Annotated in this window: 23 protein-coding genes; 2 read left to right on the top strand and 21 right to left on the bottom strand. The window is 36.4% G+C overall.

Annotated features, from left to right (window positions below; all coding sequences use genetic code 11):
* Nucleotides 1–33: 33 nt before the first annotated feature.
* The 5 genes from CO692_RS13870 to CO692_RS13850 all read right to left on the bottom strand — a co-directional run bounded on the left by CO692_RS13870 (nucleotide 34) and on the right by CO692_RS13850 (nucleotide 3,239).
* The gene (locus tag CO692_RS13870; RefSeq protein WP_096742481.1) at nucleotides 34–1,089 is read right to left on the bottom strand and encodes an ABC transporter ATP-binding protein; all 1,056 of its coding nucleotides are present in this window, start codon (nucleotides 1,087–1,089) and stop codon (nucleotides 34–36) included.
* 168 nt (nucleotides 1,090–1,257) lie between these two features.
* Complete coding sequence (gene tagD / locus CO692_RS13865) at nucleotides 1,258–1,659, bottom strand: glycerol-3-phosphate cytidylyltransferase (protein ID WP_086292789.1); 402 nt, start codon at nucleotides 1,657–1,659, stop codon at nucleotides 1,258–1,260.
* Nucleotides 1,660–1,768: 109 nt separating this feature from the next.
* On the bottom strand, nucleotides 1,769–1,969 hold the full coding sequence (locus CO692_RS13860) for a cold-shock protein (RefSeq protein ID WP_005229578.1): 201 nt from the start codon (nucleotides 1,967–1,969) through the stop codon (nucleotides 1,769–1,771).
* A 144-nt stretch (nucleotides 1,970–2,113) separates the two neighbouring features.
* Nucleotides 2,114–2,719, bottom strand: a complete 606-nt coding sequence (locus CO692_RS13855) for a superoxide dismutase (RefSeq protein ID WP_081119170.1) — start codon at nucleotides 2,717–2,719, stop codon at nucleotides 2,114–2,116.
* Nucleotides 2,720–2,795: 76 nt separating this feature from the next.
* Nucleotides 2,796–3,239 carry a GtrA family protein gene (locus CO692_RS13850; protein WP_034878673.1) on the bottom strand — a complete coding sequence of 148 codons (444 nt, stop codon included), beginning with the start codon at nucleotides 3,237–3,239 and terminating at the stop codon, nucleotides 2,796–2,798.
* A gap of 132 nt (nucleotides 3,240–3,371) precedes the next feature.
* Here CO692_RS13850 and CO692_RS13845 point away from each other — a divergent pair, with 132 nt between their 5' ends.
* Together CO692_RS13845 and CO692_RS13840 are read left to right on the top strand one after the other, a co-directional pair.
* Nucleotides 3,372–4,181 (top strand): DUF1189 domain-containing protein, encoded by an 810-nt coding sequence (locus CO692_RS13845; protein ID WP_077452571.1) that lies wholly within the window; start codon nucleotides 3,372–3,374, stop codon nucleotides 4,179–4,181.
* Between the two features lie 26 nt (nucleotides 4,182–4,207).
* Nucleotides 4,208–5,203 carry a phosphoglycerate dehydrogenase gene (locus CO692_RS13840; RefSeq protein WP_096742875.1) on the top strand — a complete coding sequence of 332 codons (996 nt, stop codon included), beginning with the start codon at nucleotides 4,208–4,210 and terminating at the stop codon, nucleotides 5,201–5,203.
* A 64-nt stretch (nucleotides 5,204–5,267) separates the two neighbouring features.
* Here CO692_RS13840 and CO692_RS13835 read toward each other — a convergent pair whose 3' ends face one another.
* From CO692_RS13835 to CO692_RS13760, 16 genes are all read right to left on the bottom strand, one after another.
* Nucleotides 5,268–6,212, bottom strand: a complete 945-nt coding sequence (locus CO692_RS13835; RefSeq protein ID WP_170924078.1) for a glycosyltransferase family 2 protein — start codon at nucleotides 6,210–6,212, stop codon at nucleotides 5,268–5,270.
* Nucleotides 6,213–6,270: 58 nt separating this feature from the next.
* A complete protein-coding gene (locus CO692_RS13830; RefSeq protein WP_081119174.1) occupies nucleotides 6,271–6,570 on the bottom strand; it encodes a HesB/YadR/YfhF family protein in 300 nt (99 codons plus the stop codon).
* An 11-nt stretch (nucleotides 6,571–6,581) separates the two neighbouring features.
* Nucleotides 6,582–7,247, bottom strand: coding sequence for a potassium channel family protein (locus CO692_RS13825; protein ID WP_005229566.1), 666 nt, complete (start codon nucleotides 7,245–7,247; stop codon nucleotides 6,582–6,584).
* 86 nt (nucleotides 7,248–7,333) lie between these two features.
* Complete coding sequence (locus CO692_RS13820; RefSeq protein WP_096742480.1) at nucleotides 7,334–7,963, bottom strand: response regulator transcription factor; 630 nt, start codon at nucleotides 7,961–7,963, stop codon at nucleotides 7,334–7,336.
* Nucleotides 7,964–7,966: 3 nt separating this feature from the next.
* Entirely contained in the window at nucleotides 7,967–9,034 is a 1,068-nt protein-coding gene (locus CO692_RS13815; protein ID WP_077452577.1) for a sensor histidine kinase, read from the bottom strand.
* Nucleotides 9,031–9,762 (bottom strand): cell wall-active antibiotics response protein LiaF, encoded by a 732-nt coding sequence (liaF, locus tag CO692_RS13810; RefSeq protein ID WP_005229558.1) that lies wholly within the window; start codon nucleotides 9,760–9,762, stop codon nucleotides 9,031–9,033. Before liaF ends, CO692_RS13815 begins: the two co-directional genes overlap by 4 nt.
* Before the next feature lie 152 nt (nucleotides 9,763–9,914).
* On the bottom strand, nucleotides 9,915–10,394 hold the full coding sequence (gene greA, locus CO692_RS13805; protein ID WP_005229556.1) for a transcription elongation factor GreA: 480 nt from the start codon (nucleotides 10,392–10,394) through the stop codon (nucleotides 9,915–9,917).
* Nucleotides 10,395–10,509: 115 nt separating this feature from the next.
* On the bottom strand, nucleotides 10,510–11,850 hold the full coding sequence (mltG, locus tag CO692_RS13800) for an endolytic transglycosylase MltG (protein ID WP_096742479.1): 1,341 nt from the start codon (nucleotides 11,848–11,850) through the stop codon (nucleotides 10,510–10,512).
* Between the two features lie 106 nt (nucleotides 11,851–11,956).
* Entirely contained in the window at nucleotides 11,957–14,653 is a 2,697-nt protein-coding gene (locus CO692_RS13795) for a CDP-glycerol glycerophosphotransferase family protein (RefSeq protein ID WP_096742478.1), read from the bottom strand.
* Between the two features lie 29 nt (nucleotides 14,654–14,682).
* Nucleotides 14,683–15,879, bottom strand: a complete 1,197-nt coding sequence (locus tag CO692_RS13790) for a CDP-glycerol glycerophosphotransferase family protein (RefSeq protein ID WP_226818151.1) — start codon at nucleotides 15,877–15,879, stop codon at nucleotides 14,683–14,685.
* Entirely contained in the window at nucleotides 15,854–16,603 is a 750-nt protein-coding gene (locus CO692_RS13785; RefSeq protein WP_170924076.1) for a WecB/TagA/CpsF family glycosyltransferase, read from the bottom strand. The genes CO692_RS13790 and CO692_RS13785 overlap by 26 nt, the downstream gene beginning before the upstream one ends.
* Nucleotides 16,593–17,810 carry a CDP-glycerol glycerophosphotransferase family protein gene (locus tag CO692_RS13780; protein WP_096742477.1) on the bottom strand — a complete coding sequence of 406 codons (1,218 nt, stop codon included), beginning with the start codon at nucleotides 17,808–17,810 and terminating at the stop codon, nucleotides 16,593–16,595. Before CO692_RS13780 ends, CO692_RS13785 begins: the two co-directional genes overlap by 11 nt.
* Before the next feature lie 28 nt (nucleotides 17,811–17,838).
* On the bottom strand, nucleotides 17,839–19,542 hold the full coding sequence (locus CO692_RS13775; protein WP_096742476.1) for a hypothetical protein: 1,704 nt from the start codon (nucleotides 19,540–19,542) through the stop codon (nucleotides 17,839–17,841).
* A 179-nt stretch (nucleotides 19,543–19,721) separates the two neighbouring features.
* Entirely contained in the window at nucleotides 19,722–21,020 is a 1,299-nt protein-coding gene (asnS, locus tag CO692_RS13770; protein ID WP_096742475.1) for an asparagine--tRNA ligase, read from the bottom strand.
* A gap of 43 nt (nucleotides 21,021–21,063) precedes the next feature.
* A complete protein-coding gene (locus CO692_RS13765; RefSeq protein WP_086292799.1) occupies nucleotides 21,064–22,257 on the bottom strand; it encodes a pyridoxal phosphate-dependent aminotransferase in 1,194 nt (397 codons plus the stop codon).
* 50 nt (nucleotides 22,258–22,307) lie between these two features.
* Nucleotides 22,308–22,808 carry a DUF5590 domain-containing protein gene (locus CO692_RS13760; RefSeq protein WP_086292801.1) on the bottom strand — a complete coding sequence of 167 codons (501 nt, stop codon included), beginning with the start codon at nucleotides 22,806–22,808 and terminating at the stop codon, nucleotides 22,308–22,310.
* Nucleotides 22,809–22,841 lie beyond the last annotated feature (33 nt).

The following is a 22,841-nucleotide window of genomic DNA, read 5'->3' as shown; positions in this document are numbered from 1 at the left end:
TTTCTATATGAACTAAACAAAGAAACATCTTCTTTATTTGAAAACTTGACTGATTGTTTCAATAGGATTCTTAATTGCGTAAGTAATCGAACGCCCACTAAAAGAAACCAGCGAACAAAATATCGTAGCGGCTACTACCAAACCTAGGATCCCTTTAGTTAGCCAGCTCATTTTTTCCCCTAAAGGTGTACGTTTCAAGTTTTTTTGAATCATTTGGTCCGAAAGATTTTGTTGTTGCAAGAAGTGATCTTCACGGCTTTTTTCTGCTAATTTCTCCAAATTAAAGGCTTTCTGGTCTTCTTTATAATTGTCTTGATAGGCTTTTTGCTCTTTCTTTGGCTGCTTTTTGAACCAATCAATGAATTTGCGATATTCAGCCATTACTTCTTCAGTAGGACCAAACATCCGTAAATCACCATAGTGCATCCAAATCGTCCGGTCGCAAAGCTTTTCTACCTGTCCTAAAGCATGACTGACAAAAAAGATGGTTTTTCCAGCTGCTTTAAATTCCATAATTTTATCCACACATTTTTGATAAAAAGTTTCATCACCGACAGACAAAGCTTCATCAATAACTAAAATATCTGGATCATTATGAACAGCAATAGCAAAGCCTAACCGTGATTTCATCCCACTGGAATAGCTTTTAACTGGTTGATTGATAAAGTCGCCCAAATCAGCAAAGGCCACGATTTCAGGCATTTTTTCATCAATTTCTTTATTAGTCATTCCAGACATCAAGGCTTTAAGTCGAATGTTTTCTAATCCAGTCAGCTGATATTTTAATCCCGCACCGATCGCGATAATCGAGGTGTCACCATTTACTTCCATCGTACCAGATGTCGGTGGGATAATCCCACTGATCACGTTGGATAAAGTTGATTTTCCAGAACCATTGATTCCAATGATCCCAACGGATTCGCCGGCTTTCACATCAAAGCTGACCCCTTTTAAGGCCCAAAATCGAGGAACATTGCGATGATAGAACTTGAATAGTGCTTTTACTTTATCCGCTTTCTTTTTATATAAGTCGTATTCTTTCGTCACTAAAGTTGCACGGACTTTGATTTCTTTTTCCACTTTCTTCATCCATTCTCATAGAATTTCTAATTGATCGAGTCAACTCACAAAACATCATACCATATTTTGAGTTCTGAACAAATAATCAATGAAAAACTAGTAATAAAATCTTAATTTCTTGAAGTTGCGTTCAACAAAAAAAACATCTATAAAAGATGCTTTTTTATAATAGTCCTTTTAATTGGTAAGTTTCAAATCTTTTTTGATTTGAGTAGTTGATATTTCCGGAGTCCGTGCTAGATAGATCACTTCAGCATCGGTTTCTTCTTGAATAAAATCAAATTTGCCAGCCCAATCGTCTCCCATAACAAAGGTATCCACATGATATTCTTTGACATCGGAAACTTTTTGTGTCCAGCCTTCTTCAGGGATCACTAGATCCACATATCGAATCGCTTCTAATAATTGCTTTCTTTTCTCATATGAAAAGTAGCATTTTTTTTGTTTTTCGTTCCAATTAAATTCATCCGTTGATAGTGCCACGATCAAATAATCGCCTTGCTCTTTTGCACGACGCAAAAGATTGATATGTCCATAATGCAATAGATCAAATGTTCCGTAAGTGATTACTCGTTTCATTCTTATCCCTCTTCGCTTCTTAATCTTACTAATGTATTGAAGATACCAAATATGGCGAGAAATAGCAAATTAAAAAAGCTGAGGGCTTACTCAGCTTTTCCGTTCAGATTTAGACTTTGGTCACTTCCGCTGCTTGCGGTCCGCGGGCACCTTCAACGATCGTAAATTCAACTTCTTGACCTTCTTCAAGTGATTTAAAACCGTCTCCTTGAATGGCAGAAAAGTGAACAAATACATCATCGCCACCGTCAACTGTAATAAAACCAAACCCTTTTTCGTTGTTGAACCATTTTACTTTCCCATGTTCCATAGTGTGTAAAGCCTCCAATAATTATAATCCGACGATTCCGTCGCCTTTATTATAGCTGATTATGTAAGCGTTAGCAATATCAAAACGATTCTTTCTATCCACAAAAAAAGAAGCCTTTTAGCAGGCTTCTTTCTAGTAAATTGTTTAAGCTTTTGCGAAATATTCGTTTACTTTGTCCCAATTAACAACACTCCAGAAAGCATTGATGTAATCTGGACGAACATTTTTGTATTTCAAGTAATACGCATGTTCCCAAACATCTAAACCTAAAACAGGCGTTTGGCCATCCATCAATGGTGAATCTTGATTCGCTGTTGATGTGATTGCTAATTTGCCATCTTTCACGACTAACCATGCCCAACCTGAACCAAAACGTCCGGTTGCTGCAGTTTTGAATTCTTCTTTAAAGTCTTCAAAGCTGCCGAAAGCTGCGTCAATTGCCTCTTTGATGGCTCCAGTAGGTTCGCCACCAGCATTTGGGCCTAAGATTTCCCAGAAGAACGTATGGTTAGCATGGCCGCCACCATTGTTACGAACCGCTGTTTGAATATCTTCTGGCACAGAAGAAAAGTCAGCTAATAATTCTTCAACTGTTTTTTCACCTAATTCAGGATGTTTTTCAATCGCTGCGTTTAAGTTTGTTACATAAGTATTATGGTGTTTATCATGATGCAAATGCATCGTTTCTTCATCAATGTATGGTTCTAATGCATCGTATGCGTAAGGTAAATCTGGTAATGTGTAAGTCATAAAAAAATTCCTCCTCAATGATAATGTTTACATAAGTAACATTATCAGACTATCAGACTTTGTTCAAAAAATATGCTTACTTTTTCTCACTTTTTTTCGTATTGAAAATCAAAAATTTACTAAACACATAGTTTGCCAAAACAACAACAACTTGGGTGACCAGCTTGGCAACTAGATCGCCGGTTGCCAAAATTGAAATAAATAGATACATACAAAGCATATCTAAGCCTAATGATAAGACGCGAAAGAAAATGAACTTCCCAAATGCCGCCCATGACTCTTGCTTTGTCTCGGTTTTTGCTTCAAAGACCCATAACTTATTTGTAAAGTAGGCGAACAAAACAGAAGCAATCCAGGAAATCACATTCGCTGTCTGGTAATAAAAACCAAATCCTTCACGAAAAACGAGGTAGACGACAATGTTGACTACAGTCGTTAATCCACCAAAAAATAAATACGTAATCGGCTCCCACAACTTTTTTTGCTGCAAGAACTGCTTGTATTCGTTGTACTTTTGCATTCTTTTGCCTACTTTCATTTCTTTATTTATTCATTCATTCGATTATTGGTTCTTTTTTTGTGAATTCCTTGTAATTCAAAGAACCCTTCGTTACAATTACTCTAGTTATACCACAAAGGAGTTCATCAGCAAATGACTATCGTCCAACTATTTAAAATTGCTTTTTTCCGAATACCTGATTTAAAATTTGTCAAAAAAGCAGAATTTTCCAAAGTAATCGTTTTTCTATTAAGCGCCTCCGTGCTTATCGCGGTACCGATGACCATCAATGTATTAGGTGTCTTTCGCGATGTACAAGCAGACGGACAAAAAATTGGAGAATCGATCCCAGATTTTACGATCGAAAATGGCAAGCTTGCTACAGCGCCGGGTACGCAAGGTTTCATTTATCAAACCGATTCGATCATCTTTACTTTCGATCCAGATGGCAACCGTACGCCAGCAGATATTGCATCTGATGTCACTGGCTCTGTCATCGCTGTTGCCTTGTTAAAAGATCAGCTGGTCATCCGTATCCCCTCTTCTGGCTTATCGACGTCAATGTTAGATTCTAATCAATTAGAATTTGATTACAGTGAGCCTGCGCTGCGCAATCTTAACGGTCAGGCGATTCGAGAAGCGCTATCAAATCAAGCGATCCCCTGGCTAATCAAACTCATTGTCTTTTTTGTTGCATTGTATCCATCATTTGTCAGCTTGCTGATCACCTTAGTGATGGGGACCTTTATTGCAACGATCTATACAAGATTAAAACGATTCTCCTATACTTTCTTTGAAAATTTAAAGATTCTGATCGTAAGTGCTGCATTGCCTACGCTTATTAGTGTAATCGTACAACTACTATTGCCTTCCTTCGATGCAACCACCTTTATTTTGTTTGGTTCTTTATTCTTATTCACACAAGGGGTCAAACATTCTCCAAAAATTCAGTTTAAAACCTAATCTAGGCCATGTTCAATTCCTTGAACATGGTTTTTTTCTCATTCTTTGCTACACTTAAGTTAAAAGGAGGCTTGGCAATGAAAAAAATAATCTTAGCCACTCGAGAGTTTCGCGACACATACGTGAAACAAATCGAAAAAGACTATCAATTTCTTGTGTACAGAAAGGACCAAGCAATTGATTGGTCACAAGTAGAAATTACCATCGGTTGGAAGCCCGAATGGAAGGACTACCTACTAACGGAGAAAACAAATTTGAAATGGGTCCAAGCAATTTCAGCTGGCGTAGACACCTTACCCTTAAAAGAGTTTGCGAAATACGGCATTCGCTTATCTAATGGTAGCGGCATCCATGCTGAATCGATTACAGACCATCTATTGGCTCTACTATTTATGGAAAACCGCGGGATTTTCCAAGCAATCCAACAACAAAGAAAACAGCAATGGTCACCGAATACGATTCCCTATACAAAATTATCGGACCAAGAAATTTTGATCGTTGGTACGGGACAAATTGGTCAAAAGTTAGCTCAAGCATTGACCTTTTTTGGTGTAAGTCCCATTGGTATCAATACTAGCGGGCATGAGGTGGCGGGTTTTGATAAAACGTTTGCGTTATCTGACTTACACGCTTGCGCAAAAACCGCCGATTGCGTCATCAACATCCTTCCTCTGACGGAAGAAACCACTCACTTGTATGATGCAGCTTTTTTTGCCCAAATGAAACCTAGTGCTTCCTTTTATAATGTCGGCCGCGGGCCTAGTGTGGATACCACTGCATTAGCAAAAGCCTTAGAAAAGAAGCAGCTGGCATTTGCCGCACTGGATGTTTTTGAAGAAGAGCCATTGCCCGAGAATGATCCGTTATGGCTCATCGAGAACCTTTTGATAACCCCCCATATCTCAGGGCATACGCCCCATTTTCAAAAGGCATTTATGGCCATTTTCTTAACGAATCTCCAACAATTTTTGGCGAAACAAGAACTTGAAAAAAATGAGATAAACTTGGATAAAGGCTACTAACAAATTCTTTCCGCAAAAAAAGTGTACAGTTGGAGGCGAAACCTTCAGATTGTACACTTTTAATTTATCGTTGTTTTTCTTGGTCTTTTTCAGTTTCTTTCAAGAAATATAAGGGTCTATTTTTGGTTTCTAAGAAAATTTTCCCAATATATTTCCCGATGATTCCCAAACAAAGCAATTGCAAGCCGCCCACAAATAAGAAAATGCTAACCATCGATGGCCAACCAGTTGTTGGATCACCAAAGATAAAGGTTCTGATCACAATAAATACCAAAGCAATCAGAGAGCCCAAGCAAGAAAGCGCCCCAATAAACGAAGCAATGTTCAGAGGGGTATCCGAAAAGTTGACAATCCCGTCGATCGAATATTGAAATAGTTTCCAAAATGACCACGAAGTCTCACCAGCGACTCGTTCCCGGTTCTCATAGGCGATGTATTCTGTATCAAAGCCGACCCAACTGAAGATCCCTTTTGAAAAGCGATTGTATTCTGACAGCTGTAAAACGGCATCTACCATATTACGGCGCATCAAGCGAAAATCTCGGGCACCATTTACCATTTCGGTATCGGCAATTTTGTTGATAATATTATAAAAAGCATCTGAGAAAAAACTACGGATCTTCGGTTCTCCTTTGCGATCCGCCCGTCTAGTCCCCACACAATCAAGCTCTGGTTTTGCTTCCAGCATCGCAAACATTTCTGGCAGTAATGTCGGCGGGTCTTGTAGATCTGCGTCCATCACAGTGACAAAATCGCCTTTCGCCGCTTGTAAGCCTGCATAAAGTGCAGCTTCTTTGCCAAAGTTTCTCGAAAAAGATAAATAGCGAACACTTTCGGGGTGGTCACGATATAACTCTCTTAAAACAGGTAGTGTTTGATCTGAAGAGCCATCATTGACAAAAATATATTCAAAGGGCATATTTAATTGTCTCTTCACTTTTTCTGTTTCCTCAAAGAATATCGGCAAGCTCGCCTCTTCATTAAAACAAGGTACAACAATTGATAACATCGGTTTCATCTCCTAGAGCCAATCGAGTTACATCGGTCATCATTTGACCAAACTCATATTATTTTTTATCTTCACTAAAATCATACTTGGGTTCATCTAACCTTTGATCATAATCAACTGTCAGATCATAGCCTTTGAAAAACCACTCATCCGCTTCATCAATAAAAAAAAGCAAGCCGTCAATTGTTCGTTCAACGATCGGACGTTCTGGTTTATCGACTGACATCCCCACGGAAAATCCGTCATGCACTTGTGTTTTGCCATAAATTTTTCCAAAAAAACGAATCCCGCTTCCTTGGTCTACCACCAATTCTTTTTTGAACCATTGCATTGCTTCAGGACTTATTGTTAAGTTCATTTTCTTCACTCCTAATCATTCATATGTTCATCAAGTATATCTACATCATCTGTATTGCCGATCACGAGTAAATTGTCATTTTCACGCACGATCGCCTCTGCATCTGGCGAAACGATCACTTGTCCTGGTCCCCGACGAATCGCAACAACTGTCAGACCATACTTTTGTCGAAAATTCAGCTCAATCAGGGATTTATTGAAAAAGCGTGGATTGGACACACGAATTTCTGCTAGAGAAAATTCATCAGATAGTTCAATATAATCTAAGATATTTTTGGAAACTAGATTATGGGCGATGCGAATCCCCATATCACGTTCAGGATGGACGACACGGTCTGCGCCGAGTTTTTCCAGTACACGGGCATGGTATTCGTTTTGGGCTTTGGCTAAGATATTAGGAACACCCATTTCTTTAACCATCAGTGTGACCAATATACTGGCTTGAATATCTTCACCGATCGCAACGATCACATGGTCAAAGTTACGAATCCCTAGTGAACGCAAGGTCATCTCATCTTGTGCATTGCCGACCACCGCATGGGTGGCGATATTCATGTACTCATTCACCCGATCTTCATTGCTATCGATGGCCAGTACTTCTTGACCAGATTCAATCAACGTGCGACAAATACTGCCACCAAAACGGCCCAGACCGATTATTGCATAATTTTGCTTCACCACAAACGCTCCTTTTTTACCAGATCATAATTTAGTATAACAAAAACCTCCTCAACTGACCATGAGGAGGTATGATTATTAAGATTTTATTTTATCAAGCTATGTTTAAAAGCATATATCGTCGCTTGTGTACGATCTTCTACTTCTAATTTTGATAAGATATTCGATACATGTGTCTTCACTGTTTTCAGCGTAATGAAGAGTGAATCCGCAATCTCTTGGTTGCTCTTTCCTTCGGCGATCAACAGTAACACTTCTTGTTCCCGATTCGTCAAATCTTCATGCAAGATCGGTGTCCGATTCGTCAAACGATCCATCATTTTCGTGGTGACTTCGGGTTCTAAGACCCGCTCGCCTCGCTGGGTGGCACGAATGGCTTCCGCAATCTCATGAGCAGTAGACGTCTTTAACAGGTAACCGGCCGCACCTGCTTCAATTGCAGGATAGACTTTCTCGTCATCAATAAAACTAGTGACAATAATGATTTTTGCATCCGGCCAATCCTTTAAAATCAATTTCGTAGATTCGATCCCATCCATTTCATCCATCACTAAGTCCATTAAAATCACGTCTGGTCGCAGCTCCAAGGCCTTTTCATAACCTACTCGGCCATTTTCCGCTTCCCCAATCACTTCTATATCGTCTTGAATCGATAAGTAAGAAGATACCCCCAGACGAACCATTTCATGGTCATCAACTAACAACACGTTTATCATCCGTTATGCCTCCTTCAACAGTGGAACTTTGATTTCAATGCTAGTTCCTTGCTTTTTAAAACTAATAATTTTCAACGTACCACCAACGGCACTCACCCGTTCTCGGATATTCATCAAGCCATAACTGCCGGCCTTTTGATCTTGGGGATCAAAGCCAACTCCATCATCGATCACCCGCAATAACACGTTATTATCGATGCGATGCAAGTATACTTCTAACTCATCAGCTTTCGCGTGACGCAGTGTATTAGACAAGAGTTCTTGGATCACACGAAAGAGTTGATCCTCGATCGAGCTGGGCATCGTAAAGTCTTCAATATCCCAAGTTAGCAAAATTTTGATTTTTGTCTCTAATTCCTTTAACAATTGCTCGATCCCTTGCTTCAAACTCTTGCCCTCCAATGTGACAGGTCGTAGATGAAGCAAGAGCGCCCGCATTTCAGATTGCGAAGCATTGATAATGTCTGTGACCATCGCTAACTGTTTCTTTTGGCTTTCTGGAGCATCTGTTCGAATCGCTTGCTCATTCAGTGCAGACATCATCATCATGGCGGCAAACAGCTGTTGAGAAACAGAGTCGTGCAATTCACGAGCCAGACGCTGCCTTTCTGCTTCTAAAATCTCTTCTTTCGTCTGACCATCAACAAACTGCGGTTTCGCATTCAATTGCTGTAATTCCATCGACATCTGTTTCATCTTCGATTGGATACTAGCAATATCACGATCTACGTTTGCAATCAAATGGTTTTCAGACGCATGGGGGATTTTAGTTTCCAATAGAGGACTATCGATATAACCGCTGGCTAATAGTCTCAACTTTTCTTCTACTGGACCATATTGACGGTTGCGGAAAAAAGAAATCAGTAAGAAGACAGCTAAAGCAATCAATGCAGATATTACAAGCAAGTGAAAGACGATAGGAATGAAAAAAAGTTTGATTTGAAAGACTTCTATCAGCCAATTATTTTTCCCACTGGCATACAAATAGGAAAACAGCATCAAAATCATGGTAAAAAAACTTGCTAAGCCTGCATAAAACGCGATCATGCCTCTTGAAAATTTCCCGATCATACCCGAATCACCTCAACATCACCAACAAGGGTATTCGTTAAAATTTTCAAACGCCGACTATTTTCGCCATAATCAGGGCTGTAGATCGTCACTTTTTCATTTTTCAAGCTCGTTTCTTCGCCTTCAAAGATAACGGATCCAATAAAAGTACTGTGCTCTAATTTGATTGCTACGCCAGCAGGCACTAAAATACGAGTTCTGCCAAAGCCTTTTCGTACGATCACGACGTTTTCTTTCTTAGGCAATAAAGTGTTGCCTAGATCGATAAAAGTGTCTCCCGTCAAGATATCTAAATTGATATCGTCCCATTCATAGACTTGACTGCCGATCCGTTCATTACCTAACCATTGCTGCTTTTGTTTCAGTGGATGATCAGCTTTGGGTTCTTCAGTTTCAACGATAATCATTTGTTTTTTGCGCCAGAATGAATTTTTAGTTAAGTCGATTCCGGTAATCTCGACTCCTTTTAAACCAATAAATAAAATCGCAAAAATCAGCATCAGCCACAGTGCTGGACTATTTAACAAACTGATCAAAATAGCAATGGAACTTGAGACCATCAAGAAATTTTTAAAATTGCTCTTGCGCTCACTTCGGTTCACAAGGACCAAGCACGTCACACCAAGTATTAATAAAAATAATAATGGCGGATTAGATAAAATTTGCCATACCGCAAAAAGCAGTAAGAGCGCTTCAACAATAAAGAAAAAACGCCAAGGACTTTTCATTCAAGCTCCTCCTCCTAGTAATTCTACTCTATCATACCTGAAAAAAATGGTTTGTCCATCCGTCGCTGGTCCGAAAAAAGACCCTGTTTGATCAAATTCCCTAAAGGAGAATGAACAACAGGGTCAACTAGATTGATCGAGTGATCAAGCAATTAGCTTTTCTTTACTTCTGTGATTCTTACTTGCATATCTCCGCCTGGCGTTGAGATCGTCACTTCATCGTTGACTTTTTTCCCAATCAAGGCACGAGCGATTGGTGAATCATTGGAAATTTTACCAGAAAACGGATCTGCTTCAGCACTACCGACGATCATGTACTCTTCTTCGTCACCATCAGGCAACTCAACAAAAATCACTGTTTTTCCGATGGAAACTTCATCAGAGTCTACACCCTCATTATCAATGATCTCTGCAAAACGAATCATATTTTCTAAAGTAGTGATTCGGCCTTCGACAAACGCTTGTTCATCTTTAGCAGACTCATACTCTGAGTTTTCGGATAAATCGCCAAAACTGCGGGCTACCTTGATACGTTCAATGATTTCGCCGCGTTTTACCGTTTTCAATTCTTCTAATTCTTGTTCTAGCTTTTCTTTTCCTTCAAGTGTCATTGGGTAAACTTTTTCTACCATAGTTCTTTTCTCCTTTTAGTAACTTCTAATAAATCGCAAAAGGTAATCTTTTGCGATGAGTCCACAAAAGATTACCATGCTTTTTTTTAAATGTAAACTATAAACCTATGAAAATTTAATTTGAGGTATTGTTTACATATTGTTCCACTAATTGCATATGCTGTTCATAGGTTTCCGCAAAGTAAACTTCTTGGGTTTGAATGTCAGCAACGAAATAATAGTAGTTGTTCGGTGTTGGATCTAAGACCGCTTGGATCGCTGCTTCACTTGGATTGTTGAATGGTCCAGGTCCGTAGCCAGTATGCACATAGAGATTATAAGGAGAGTCAACTTGAGTGTCCTCATAAGTAACTAGCTCTTTGTGCTCACCTAACGCGTATAGAATCGAAATATCCGATTGCAGCGGCATATCAATCGCTAAACGATTGAAGAATACCTGTGCGATATTTTTACGATCTTCTAGCTTACTGCCCTCTTTTTCAACAAGTGAAGCCAAAGTAAGGACTTCTTGAACCGTCATTTCTTTTTGAGCAATTTGATCGAAATATTTTGACAAGACTGAATTTGATTTATCCACCATTTGGGTAACGACTTCTTCTAGGGTATTCCCTGTATAGTAGTCATACGTCGCTGGGAACAAGTATCCTTCTAGTCGGTAACGCACACCTTGTGCATCGCCGGCACTTGCTAAAAGCTCAGGATAGGTCTCTTTCATTTTTTCAAAGAACTCGTCACTTTCCATCAAAGCTAAGAAATCGTCTTTCGAGATATTCGTTGCTTCCGCTAGAGCATCACCGATTTGATCAACATCAAATCCTTCTGGAATCGTCACTTTTGCATCAGAGGTGACCGATCCTTCACCATTTTGCAGCATCTTTGAGATTTGATCCAATGTCATACTAGGAGAAAAATGATAATTTCCTGCTTGAAATCCAGTTAAATTATTGAATTTCGTATAATAGTTAAAAATCATACCACTTTTAATGATATTGCCTTCTTCCAATATTTCTCCAATTGCTTTGTTGGACGATCCACTAGGAATCTCAACCGCCACCGTTTCGGTATCTTCTGGATTCAACGGCTGCAATCCTGATGTTACATAACGATACATTGAAAATCCTAAAACACCACCGATGACGATCAGAGCAAGGACTACGATCAAAACGATCCGATTGACAATCCGATCTTCTTTTTTGCGTTGCTGCTTGCGCAATTGCGTTTCCCCACCTTCAGCTATGGGCACTTCTTCTGCTGCCCTACGACTTGTAGCAGCTTGCTTTGCTTGTTTATTTTTGGCCTTTCCACTTGCAGTTCGCGAACCCACCTCTTCTTGAGGTTGTTGAATAGGACGCTCGTTCAAACCATTGCTTTCTTGGGTTTGATCTGATTGAGGTTGCTTTAAAGCTCCTAATACTTCGTCTTTAAAGGACTTATCCTCTGGATGTTGTTTACTCAAAACAACTCCTCCTAACTTTCGTAATACTGGCTTGTACCATTATACACGAAAGTTAGGAGGAGTGGAATGATTTTAATATTTTTGAAATCATTAAATATAAATAACCTTATTTTACCAAGCTATTCCATACTGCAAGAGACTGTTGTTCTTGTTTTTCAAAATCATATTTCCCTAGAATGGGATAACCTTCCATATAAAAAATCCAACCTTCAATTATACTACTTACATTATTTTGTACAATTAGTGCCGGTAATTCATTTGAAGAACCATCTTTTAAGAATTGAGTGGTTGCTGGAATATCGACAGTGATAACATCTGTTCCTACGGCCAATGCTTCAAATACTACCAACCCTAAGCCTTCATACAGACTAGTAAAAATAAATGCATCACATAGTTTAAGTAAAGAATAGGGATTATCCATTCCTCCTAAAATAATAATTTTTTCTTTGATACCACTTTCTCTTACTTTTGCAATAGTCTGCTTTTTTAATGGTCCATGAGGAGCTACAATAACAAGACGTGTGTTTGGAAATTTTTTATTTACTTCTACAAAAGACTCGATTAATCGATCATGACCTTTTTGTAAATCAAATCTACCAATATTGATAAAAACTTTAATATTAGGATTTAGCAAATCATCAATTAATCGCAATTTAGTAACACCATAAATATATCCTATTTCATTTAAAGTGAAATCTATCTTCTCTCCAATACCTAGATGAACTTCAGCCGCTTTTTGAAAAGCTTTTAAAAGCTCATCAGAATTATTTTCAATATTGGGAAAAAGTCCACCTCGACTTAGTTCATGTGTTTTCACCACATTAAATATTTTACGATATCCTACATTTTCTGTCTGAGTTTTTATCCCTAAATCACTCTTTATTCTATCAGAAATATGTTCTGAGTATCCATATTGCAATGGTACATTCAAAAGAGAAGTAAAAATTGATTCGTTACTTGCATCTCTTATCTCTTTAAAACCTAAGAAATTATCCATAACATATATATTATTTAAGCTAGGATAATTCAATAACAATCTATCTTTCAATTCGGAATTAACTAAGACCAATTGATCTACATTTTCATACGTAGATCCTAAAACTTTCATATTCACATTTTTTTTTGCTTTATATTCTTCAAACATATCAGTATGATAAAATATTGTAGTTTTAACGTTTGATTTAGAAATAGCACTTGTCATAGTTGCTATTGCGCGTTCGAAACCTGTATAGTGAATAAATTGATCTATGTCAAGATTGTTGAACATACGTCGAAAATCCAGTCTATACATTTTAAAAATACTTTTTTCAATAAGTTTTTTTGCGATTTTTTTTCCAAACCACTCAGTATTTAAATAAAAATATGTTAAAATTCCTTCCAAAAAAGTGTACTGAGTTACACCGGAACTCAAAATATATGGAATCTTCAATTCAGCCAATTTATATTTATGTTCTTTTTTTACAGAACGATCTTTAACAAAAAGAATATAATTATTTTCTGATAAATCGATTGCTTCAATAGTATTAAAAAAAGCCCTACTAATTCCATTATCCCATAAAGCACCCGCGTATAAAACTATATTTTTTTTACTGTTTCTTAAAGAGTATTGATGTATTCTATCATTATTTTCTTTGTTAAACAAAAATTTAACTAATTGTTCCGTTCCTTTAATATTATCTTTACCAATGAATTTTTCTTTAAATGAAGTAATATTGCCAGAATAACTTTCTGATTCATCAACTCTACACTCTTCTATTAATTCATTTATAGTCTTTACTTGTTTAAAAGGGTAATTATCAATATCTTCATATAGGCCTCTATTTAAATAATACTCTTCTTTATCATAAGTAAATAAAACAGTCTTTTTACCGCTGCATAAAAAATCATACATAATAGAACTATAATCAGTTATTAACACATCTACAGCAGTTAAAAACTCATATGTTTCCACGTTTTCTGGAAATAACTTAACTTTTTTAAAGTTATTTAAGTCAATACTGAGTTTCTCAGCATCAAAAGGATGAAGCTTTATGAATAATCTCTCATTGTCTTTAAGTTCTCTTTCGAAAGAAGTCAATATTTCCTCTATGAAAGATACAGAAGTACCTACATCTCTATATGTAGGCATATAAAAGTATATTCTCTCATTAGAGACATCGATTTTATTACGGACATCTGATCCTTTACTATTATCAAAAAGGATACTATTTCTTGGAGAAGGTGCTACCACAATATTGGTACTTGAAATATTTTTCAAATTGTAATTCTCTGCTATCTTTTCCTTAGTGTAGTCATTACTAACTACAAGAAAGTTTGATGCCATGAAATTTTTTTGAACATTCCCAAAACCGTCAACTTCCATTGCCTTGCCTAAACATTTCAGAGGGGTTCCATGCCAAATATTAATGTAGATTTGCTCAGGTCTTTTATTAAAATAACTCCAAAATGTCGTATCATTAATTAAAAATTCAGCAGTAGCTAAATTATAGACATATTCTTTCGAATTGTATTCAATTAATTCAATATTAGTCCAATTTACTTCAACGTCGAGTAAATTTTTTATCCAGTCTTTCTTGTCTTTTTGAATCGCAATCTTTAGTTGAAAATCTTTAAAATTTTTCGAAAGATATTTTGTAAGATAATAAACATGCCCACTGAAATCTCTTCCGTGAGTAGACTCAATAAGTATAACGTTTTTATTAATCTTTTTATTTTTTATAAAATGTAAATACTGAAATTCATATTTTTTATCTATTTTTTTCTTCAAAACTTTCCTTACTTTTTTATTAAGTATTCTAACCATTGTAGTGTAACTCCTTAATTCAATTGTTCTTAAAATTCCATTATTTTTTTTACAACTGCTTCGCTACTTTTGCTCATTCTTCTACAGTACTTATCACAAAAGTTCGAATATTTTTTTGAAAATATAATTGAGTAGTTTGAGGTCATATTTATCATATATTTAAACTGCTTGTAAAAGTCCTCTTCATTTGTGGAGATAGCTCCTGGTAGTTCATTTATATAATCAATATAGAATCCACGGATTTCTCTTTCGTAATGATCTAAGTCATAAGCGTAGAATAACATCGGTTTACGAAGCTCTGCAAAATCAAACATTACAGATGAATAATCAGTGATTAAAAAATCAGAGATTAAATATAAATTATTAATATCTTCTGAGCTATTAATAAAGACCTTCTGTTCATACCCATTAATGTCAATTGAGTCTTCTACTAAGTAATGCGGCCTTAGGATTAAAACATCATCTTCATTCATCAAATCGAAAACTTTATTTAATTGGAAAGGCATCTTAAATTTGTAATTTCCCTTACTAATGTAATAGTCGTCTCTCCAAGTAGGAGCATACAGAATCACCCTGCCATTAGTTCTACCCAAAATTTTCTTTTTCAATATATTTTTAATTTCATTATTACTACCATATTTAACCAAATGATCATTCCTTGGATAACCAATTTCAAGAAACTCATTTTTAAATTGAAAAGCTTTTATAAAAATCCTTTTCGAATAATCATTCGGTGCAATCAAGAAATCCCATCTTTCTGACTCTTTTATAAAACTTTCTTTGTAAGATTCATTCGTTGTACCTGGAATAGAAACATTCTGAATGTCTAATCCTAATTTTTTTAAGGGTGTACCGTGCCAGGTTTGAAAATACACAGTCTGTTTGTTCTTTTTTAACCAAATTGGCATTCGGGCATTAAATACCCAAAAGTTAGATCTGGGAGCTAAAAATAACCATTTAATAGAAAAACGAACAACAAAGTTAATCTCAGGAAATCTCTCTTGAGCTATACTTAAATATTTTTTTTTGATTCCCCAATAAACATACCAATCGTTACAGTCTATATTGTTTATAAATTCGTTATAAATTGCATAGGGATTGTCTCCAGGGAGCTTGCCATTAAAATTTTCAAAAAGAATCGTATTTTTCTTAACGGAAAAATACGAAGCGATAAAATTAAAAAGTTTACCGTAGAGATAACTAATTATCTTTTTTATGTTTGTCAACTCCTCTATAATTCCACCACAAACTTTTAAAAAGAAAGGAGGGCAATTGAAAAATCCTTCCAATTCTAGATGGATTGCTTAGTGAACGATACATCCATTCCAAATTATATTTTATAAAAAACTGGGGTGCTCTTTTCACATGTCCACTTAAAACATCAAAACTTCCACCAACATCTTGAAAGATACTTACATTCAACTTGTTAATATTCCTAGATAGCCATTGCTCCTGTTTTGGAAAACCTAATGCAACAAATAGAAAATCAGGCTTACACTTGTTGATTTCCCTAACAATTTCTTGTTCACTTAGATTAGTATACCCATCAATTGCGCCTACTATATTAATTTTAGGATAAGTGGAGCCAATATTGGCAATAGCGTCTTTAAGGATTTCTATTCTTGCACCATAAAAGAAAACACTTTTCCCATTTACATTAGCATACTCCAATAGCTTTAACATCAAGTCAAAACCTGCAACCCTCTCCCTAATATTTCCACCTGTTAATTTTGATACTAAGACAACCCCAATACCATCAGGAATACGATGTGTACTAGTTTTTATCAAATCAATCACTTCAGGAAACCTCTTAGCCTCAATTATGATTTGAGGATTAACACTAATGATAGTCATCTTTTTCTTTTCTAACAAGTAGTACGGAAGATCACTTAAAATCATTTGATACGTAAGATTGTCTACTGGGATCCCCATAATTAACTCAGTTTTCATATTGTTTATCGATCCAATCTATTAGTTGTTTCATAGCTCTTCCATCTGCAAAAGTATTCCAAATGGAATTAAACTCTTTTAAATCTGATTTATTTTCTTTTAAAAACGAATTTTTAAGATCACTATGACTATAAGCAATTGTCCCTGTTACGTATTTTTCAAATAACTCTTGTATTCCAACCTTAGTACTATAAATTTTGTAATCATACCAAAAATAGATAATTTGCCCATTGGGATTTGCTAATGAATATTCAAAAGGAATAGATGAATAATCTGTTACTAGATAATCAACATATGGAAGGATAGATGTTAAAGACACACCTTTAGGAAGCTGAATAATCTCAGGAAAATCAGCTAATTGATCTCTTATAAAATTATCATGAGGATGCGGATGGATAATCAATTGCAAGTTCGATGGGATTTGTTTTATAAACTCTTCTAAACTAAATGATTGATCTCTTTCAGTCTCACGATATGTTGGAGCATAGAGAACCAAGGGTTTTTTTATAAAATCAAATTTTAGTTCGTTTTTGAATTGATGACTAAAATATTGATCAGTTAAAGGATACCCAAAAGGTAATATACCATAATTTTTAGCATAGCTCTTACAAAAAATCTTAGCCATCATTGGAGAACTAACTACCAAGTGAGTAAATCTATTGTATACTGCTTGATATCTTTTTTTATCAATATTCGATTTACTAGATACATAATTTGCTTCTAACCCAAATTTTTTTATAGCACCATTCGCATGCCAAAGTTGTACTACACTAACTTCTTTATCGAAGTTAAATTCAGCAAGTAAAGGAAAATAATTATCACATAAAACCATTTTACTTGAACCTAGAACAGGAATCACCTTAGTATATAAGTCGTATAAGGAATCAATCGATAAAGTTCGATTACCCTGAATAGAAAACCTTTGAGCCAGTTCAGCACAATTCTTCGTATAGCAGATAATCACTCTTCCTCTATATTTTTCTATCAATTTATCCAAAATATACTCACTTGAAGAGGGGAAACTTAATAAAAATACGATATGCTTATTTTTTTTTCGTTTTACTCTCGATAACCATTTAATTGGCAATAAGTAAATTGTCTTAGCCAAAGGTTTTATATAATTTATAATTGTAATCGCCTCTTTTACACTAACCCTTATTCTAACCGATATAAGAAAAAAAGAAAATATTTGTAACAAAACCGTCATATAGTCATTAGGATGGGTAACAATTCTTTTATGATAAATGAAAGTTATACTTTTTTATTAAGGTTACGATTATGAAAAATAGCAACACAATACAAGGAATTATTATTGTAATAGAAAAGAACCAAGGATTATTATATGATACTATAAGATTATTTTCCCCCTTAACCTGGTTCACTGTTACAACTCCTATTGTATTGACATCGAAGTCTTCATCTGAAAGAGAATTGCCATTTAAAATCAAATTTGTTCGTTTATATTTGATAATCGGAATTTTTATACTTTTGTTTGAATTGGATTTCCAAGTAACCTGTAGCTTACCATTAACCACGCTTTTTTCGAAAAAATGATTATTTTGGATGATTTCGTCCCCATAGGTCCCATATCTGCTTATTTTATCATCATTATATAAAGGAAGGTAATCTGGCGTAGACTTCTGAAAGCTCAAAAGAAGCTCCTGTTTATCTTTTGAAAAAAGTTGATTTTTCATTTTGAATTCGTCATCTTCGAAAACAAATGAGTTTACTCTAGTATTTACAGCAGTGTCACTTTGATGCCATTTAATCATTTTACTCGTATTCATATAATTTATTTGAACTAAGCTTAAACATAGTAATATAGCTAAGTAAAATGGATTTGCTATTCTCGCACCTTTATAGTATCGCATCATTATTGCCAAACCTATTAATAACAAAACTATTGAGGTTATGACGAAACGAAACGGAAATTGTATAAGCCCTAAAATAGGGTTCTCCAAGCTAGATAGAAATTTCCACGGTATAAAATTTGTTGAAAGAATAGTAAATAAAGCAACAATTGCCACTATTATTTTCAAAAAAGGTTCAAATTTATATTTCTTATTTAGTATTCCACAGAATAGAACTGCAAAAAGAACCGGAAGAAATTTAGGATACTCAACCCAATATGAACTATTGGCTGTAATCGTATTATTCTCCATATGTTCATTTAAAAAAGGCGAAACTAATCTATTGCCTAGATAAACATCTATCATATTTACCCATACATTAGTAGTTAGTAACAAAAATGAAAAAATTGATATAATTAATTCTTTCAATAGCGATTTTTTTTTATCTGTTGTCAAAAAAGAATATATAAAGAAGAAGAAATAAACCATTACTAAGAAGATTGTCGATAAAACATGGACTTGAAACATAGCACTAATTGCCACTGAGGTTCCTATAACACTTAGTTTTTTTTCTTCAATTAATTTTATCAATGGTATCATACACAGCGGAAGAATTGCAGCTGGCCAAGCTGAAAGACCTTGTTGATCTATCCAATATTGAATTGGATAAGTAGTCATAAAAAATATACTGAATCCAGCAGAAATCCAACCATTTACTTTAATTTTTTTCAAGAAAATCAGCATGGAGAAACCGGAAATAATATAAAGTATAAAGTTGGATATTATTTGATATTGAAACCACGATTTTGAAATTATTACAATAATTCCTTGGAAATATGCAAATAGTGGACCATACAAAGCGTTGATGATTCGTCCGGATTGTTGAAACCCATACATTGATATAAAGTATTGATAATTTCCATTTTTTATTTGCTCACTTACATCATAAAAGCGATTATAATGAAAGATAGCGTCAGAACCAATAATAACTCCTCGCAGATATAACTGCGGAAAAATTAAAATGAAACTGGCAAATAAAATCAAAAACATTTGTATATATAATGGATATTTTTTTAAAAAACTCAGCATTTAAAAACTCCTCACATTTTCTTTTTACCTCTATTATTATTTTGTTTCTAAAATTGATTCTTATCGTATAACCCATATAAATATATAGCTATAATGTGGGAATTTCAACCTAAAAGGCACAGTATTTTTTCAAACTAAAAAAGCTAGCACCATTTTTTTAGTACTAGCTTATGTCAACTTTAAGGATAAATCCGATTCAACAACCGTGGAAACGGAATGGATTCTCTTACGTGCTCGATTCCTGATAACCAGGTAACGGTCCGTTCTAATCCAAGACCAAAGCCGGTGTGAGGAACTGAGCCGTACTTGCGTAAGTCTAAATACCATGAATATTCGTTTTCGTCCAAGCCGTGGGCGCGGATTTGTTCTAGCAGGTATTCATGATCGATGGCACGTTCAGAACCGCCTATGATCTCGCCATAGCCTTCTGGTGCGATCATATCGGCACAGATCACGACATCTTCTCTCGTTGGATGTGGCTTCATATAGAAAGGTTTGATGGCTTTTGGATAGTTTAAGATAAAGACGGGCTGATCGAATGAATTGGCAATAAAGGTCTCATGTGGTGAGCCAAAGTCATCGCCCCATTGAATATCATCAAAGCCGTTCTTTTGTAATAATTCCACTGCATCATCGTAAGAGATTCGTGGGAATGGTAATTTGGTGTATTTTTTCAAGACTTCACGGTCACGACCTAAGACGTCTAGTGCATAGTCACAGTTATCGAGCACATTTTGCACTAAGAATGCCACGTACTGCTCTTGGACTTCCAAGCTTTTTTCCTGGTGCATAAAGGCCATTTCTGGTTCAATCATCCAAAATTCAATCAAGTGACGACGTGTCTTTGATTTTTCGGCACGGAAAGTTGGTCCAAAAGAAAAGACTTTGCCAAACGCCATAGCAGCAGCCTCCATGTACAATTGACCGGACTGAGACAAATATGCTTTTTGATCGAAATAGTTGGTTTCAAATAAATCGGTCGTTCCTTCTGGTGCTGATCCGGTTAGGATCGGTGGATCGATTTTGATAAAGCCATTCTTGTTGAAGAATTCATACGTTGCCCGAATGATTTCGTTTCGGATTTGCATGATGGCATGTTGTTTTGACGAACGCAACCATAAGTGACGATGGTCCATCAAGAAATCTGTTCCGTGTTCTTTTGGTGTAATTGGGTAATCGTGGCTTTCACCGACAACTTCTAAACCAGAAATGCCAATTTCATAGCCAAATTTTGAGCGGCTGTCTTCTCTGATTTCCCCAGTGACCAGTACGGCAGTTTCCTGATTTAGATTTTTCGCTAATTGGAAAACTTCTTCCCCTACTTCACTTTTTACAACGATTCCTTGGAAATACGCTGTTCCGTCGCGAAGTTGTAAGAAGGCGATCTTCCCACTAGAGCGTTTGTTAGCAACCCATGCTCCGATTTGAACGGTTTCGCCAACGTGTTTTTTTGCATCTAAAATTTGAATAGATTCCACTTGATTCTCTCCTATCTAATTAATAAAGGCACCATAGAGCATTTTAAGCTTTTTGGCGTTTCTTTTCAACAAAATCATGGATTCGTTTGGTAGCTTCTGCTAACGTGTCCCAGTCAGTTGCATAGCTGATCCGTAAATAATCCGGTGTGCCAAAACCAGCACCAGTCACTACTGCCACGTGGGCTTCCATTAGTAAAGCTTCTACGAAGGCATCAATGGTTTGATAGCCGCACATTGTCATGGCTTCTTTGACATTTGGGAACAAGTAAAACGCGCCTTGGGGTTTCGTCACTTTAAAACCAGGAATAGCGGCAATTAACGGATATAGTTTATTCAAGCGTTCTTCAAAGGCCTGACGCATCACTTCGATCGATTCTTGATTACCAGTCAGTGCCTCAACTGCTGCGTATTGGCTAGCAGCCGGCGGGTTGCTGGTAGCTTGGGAAGCGATATCAACCATCGCTTTGATGATTTTTGCATCGCCGACAGCAAATCCAATCCGCCACCCAGTCATAGAATAGGTTTTAGAAACGCCGTTGATCACGATGGTTTGTTTGCGGATCTCTTCTGATAAGCTAGCGATTGATGTAAAGGTATTGCCGTTATAAACCAAACGACCATAGATATCATCGGCAATGATCCAAATATTGTTTTCCACTGCCCAGTTGCCGATTGCCGTTAATTCTTCTTTTGAGTATATCGCCCCTGTTGGGTTGGCAGGCGAGTTTAAAATAATGGCTTTCGTTTGTTCTGTACGAGCGGCTTCTAATTGAGCAACAGAAACTTTAAAATCTGCTGCTTGTTTGGCTTCAACAAATACAGGTGTACCTTCTGCTAAACGGACTTGTTCCGCATAACTGACCCAGTAAGGAACTGGAATAAGTACTTCATCCTCTTCATCAAGAAGCGCTTGAAACAGTGTATAAAGGGCAAATTTCGCACCATCTGTCACGATCACTTGGTTTGAATCATAGTCAGCACCATAAAACTCTTTCATATAAGCAAGAATCGCCTGTTTTAGCTCTGGAATCCCAGCAGTTGCTGTGTAAAAACTAGCTTTGCCGCTCTCAATCGCTGCAATCGCTGCTTGGCGAATGTTCTTCGGGGTAATAAAGTCGGGCTCACCGACGGTTAGACTTAATACGTCTACACCTTGGTCTGCTAATCCTTTTGCCTTAGCAGATGCCGCTAACGTAGCGGAGGGTTCTAATTTTTCTGCTCTTTTTGAAAGTACCATGTTTATCATCCTTCCTACGATCCAAATTTCTGTCTATCATAAGCGGCTTTCTATAGTTCAGTGACCGCTTTGATTTCTTCTCCATCTTTGAAACCAATCAAATAATAGTTCAAGCGACCTTGGTCGTCTTTGGTCATGACTTCCCAAGCGGGCTCGCCTTTAAAAATACCCAATGCTGCTTTTTGGATTTGCTGCCCTTGATGGTTGTCGCGAACGAAGGCCTTGGCCTGTGCTTCCGTCAATCCATCCCCTTGATTATAAACGGAAACCTTTTCGCCGCTTTTAGGAATGATCACGACGATCTCATTGTTATTCGTATCTTTTCCAACAATGCTAAAAGATGTCTCCTCACGGGTGAACCAATAGAATTGTTCGACCTCTGCTAAATCAGTGTATCTTTCTGCTATTTCGATCGCTTCGTTTCTTGCTTGTCGCATTGGACGAGAAGAACGGAGATAGAAAATAGAAGCGAAGAGAATAACGATCAGTAAAACCGTGATCGCACTCAGCAAAATAATCACTCGCCGATGTTCTTTGTCTTTTGTTTTCACACTTCGTACTCCAATCTTAAATAAAACTCATTA

Origin of the sequence: Enterococcus sp. FDAARGOS_375 (assembly GCF_002393265.1) — a bacterium.
Taxonomy (GTDB): Bacteria; Bacillota; Bacilli; order Lactobacillales; family Enterococcaceae; genus Enterococcus_D; species Enterococcus_D innesii.
Note: the sequence above shows the minus strand (reverse complement) of the source record. Positions and strands in the feature narration are given on the sequence as shown.

What these genes read in the sequence shown, in the direction of transcription:
- CO692_RS13835 (WP_170924078.1), bottom strand. Translation starts at nt 6,212, where the DNA reads ATGTTATCAATTGTTGTACCTTGTTTTAATGAAGAGGCGAGCTTGCCG.
- liaF (WP_005229558.1), bottom strand. Translation starts at nt 9,762, where the DNA reads ATGAAAAGTCCTTGGCGTTTTTTCTTTATTGTTGAAGCGCTCTTACTG.
- CO692_RS13830 (WP_081119174.1), bottom strand. Translation starts at nt 6,570, where the DNA reads ATGAACTTAACAATAAGTCCTGAAGCAATGCAATGGTTCAAAAAAGAA.
- CO692_RS13870 (WP_096742481.1), bottom strand. Translation starts at nt 1,089, where the DNA reads ATGAAGAAAGTGGAAAAAGAAATCAAAGTCCGTGCAACTTTAGTGACG.
- CO692_RS13785 (WP_170924076.1), bottom strand. Translation starts at nt 16,603, where the DNA reads ATGAAAACTGAGTTAATTATGGGGATCCCAGTAGACAATCTTACGTAT.
- CO692_RS13780 (WP_096742477.1), bottom strand. Translation starts at nt 17,810, where the DNA reads ATGACGGTTTTGTTACAAATATTTTCTTTTTTTCTTATATCGGTTAGA.
- tagD (WP_086292789.1), bottom strand. Translation starts at nt 1,659, where the DNA reads ATGAAACGAGTAATCACTTACGGAACATTTGATCTATTGCATTATGGA.
- CO692_RS13820 (WP_096742480.1), bottom strand. Translation starts at nt 7,963, where the DNA reads ATGATAAACGTGTTGTTAGTTGATGACCATGAAATGGTTCGTCTGGGG.
- CO692_RS13815 (WP_077452577.1), bottom strand. Translation starts at nt 9,034, where the DNA reads ATGATCGGGAAATTTTCAAGAGGCATGATCGCGTTTTATGCAGGCTTA.
- CO692_RS13795 (WP_096742478.1), bottom strand. Translation starts at nt 14,653, where the DNA reads ATGGTTAGAATACTTAATAAAAAAGTAAGGAAAGTTTTGAAGAAAAAA.
- CO692_RS13840 (WP_096742875.1), top strand. Translation starts at nt 4,208, where the DNA reads ATGGTTTTTTTCTCATTCTTTGCTACACTTAAGTTAAAAGGAGGCTTG.
- CO692_RS13765 (WP_086292799.1), bottom strand. Translation starts at nt 22,257, where the DNA reads ATGGTACTTTCAAAAAGAGCAGAAAAATTAGAACCCTCCGCTACGTTA.
- CO692_RS13855 (WP_081119170.1), bottom strand. Translation starts at nt 2,719, where the DNA reads ATGACTTACACATTACCAGATTTACCTTACGCATACGATGCATTAGAA.
- CO692_RS13775 (WP_096742476.1), bottom strand. Translation starts at nt 19,542, where the DNA reads ATGCTGAGTTTTTTAAAAAAATATCCATTATATATACAAATGTTTTTG.
- greA (WP_005229556.1), bottom strand. Translation starts at nt 10,394, where the DNA reads ATGGTAGAAAAAGTTTACCCAATGACACTTGAAGGAAAAGAAAAGCTA.
- CO692_RS13860 (WP_005229578.1), bottom strand. Translation starts at nt 1,969, where the DNA reads ATGGAACATGGGAAAGTAAAATGGTTCAACAACGAAAAAGGGTTTGGT.
- CO692_RS13850 (WP_034878673.1), bottom strand. Translation starts at nt 3,239, where the DNA reads ATGCAAAAGTACAACGAATACAAGCAGTTCTTGCAGCAAAAAAAGTTG.
- CO692_RS13845 (WP_077452571.1), top strand. Translation starts at nt 3,372, where the DNA reads ATGACTATCGTCCAACTATTTAAAATTGCTTTTTTCCGAATACCTGAT.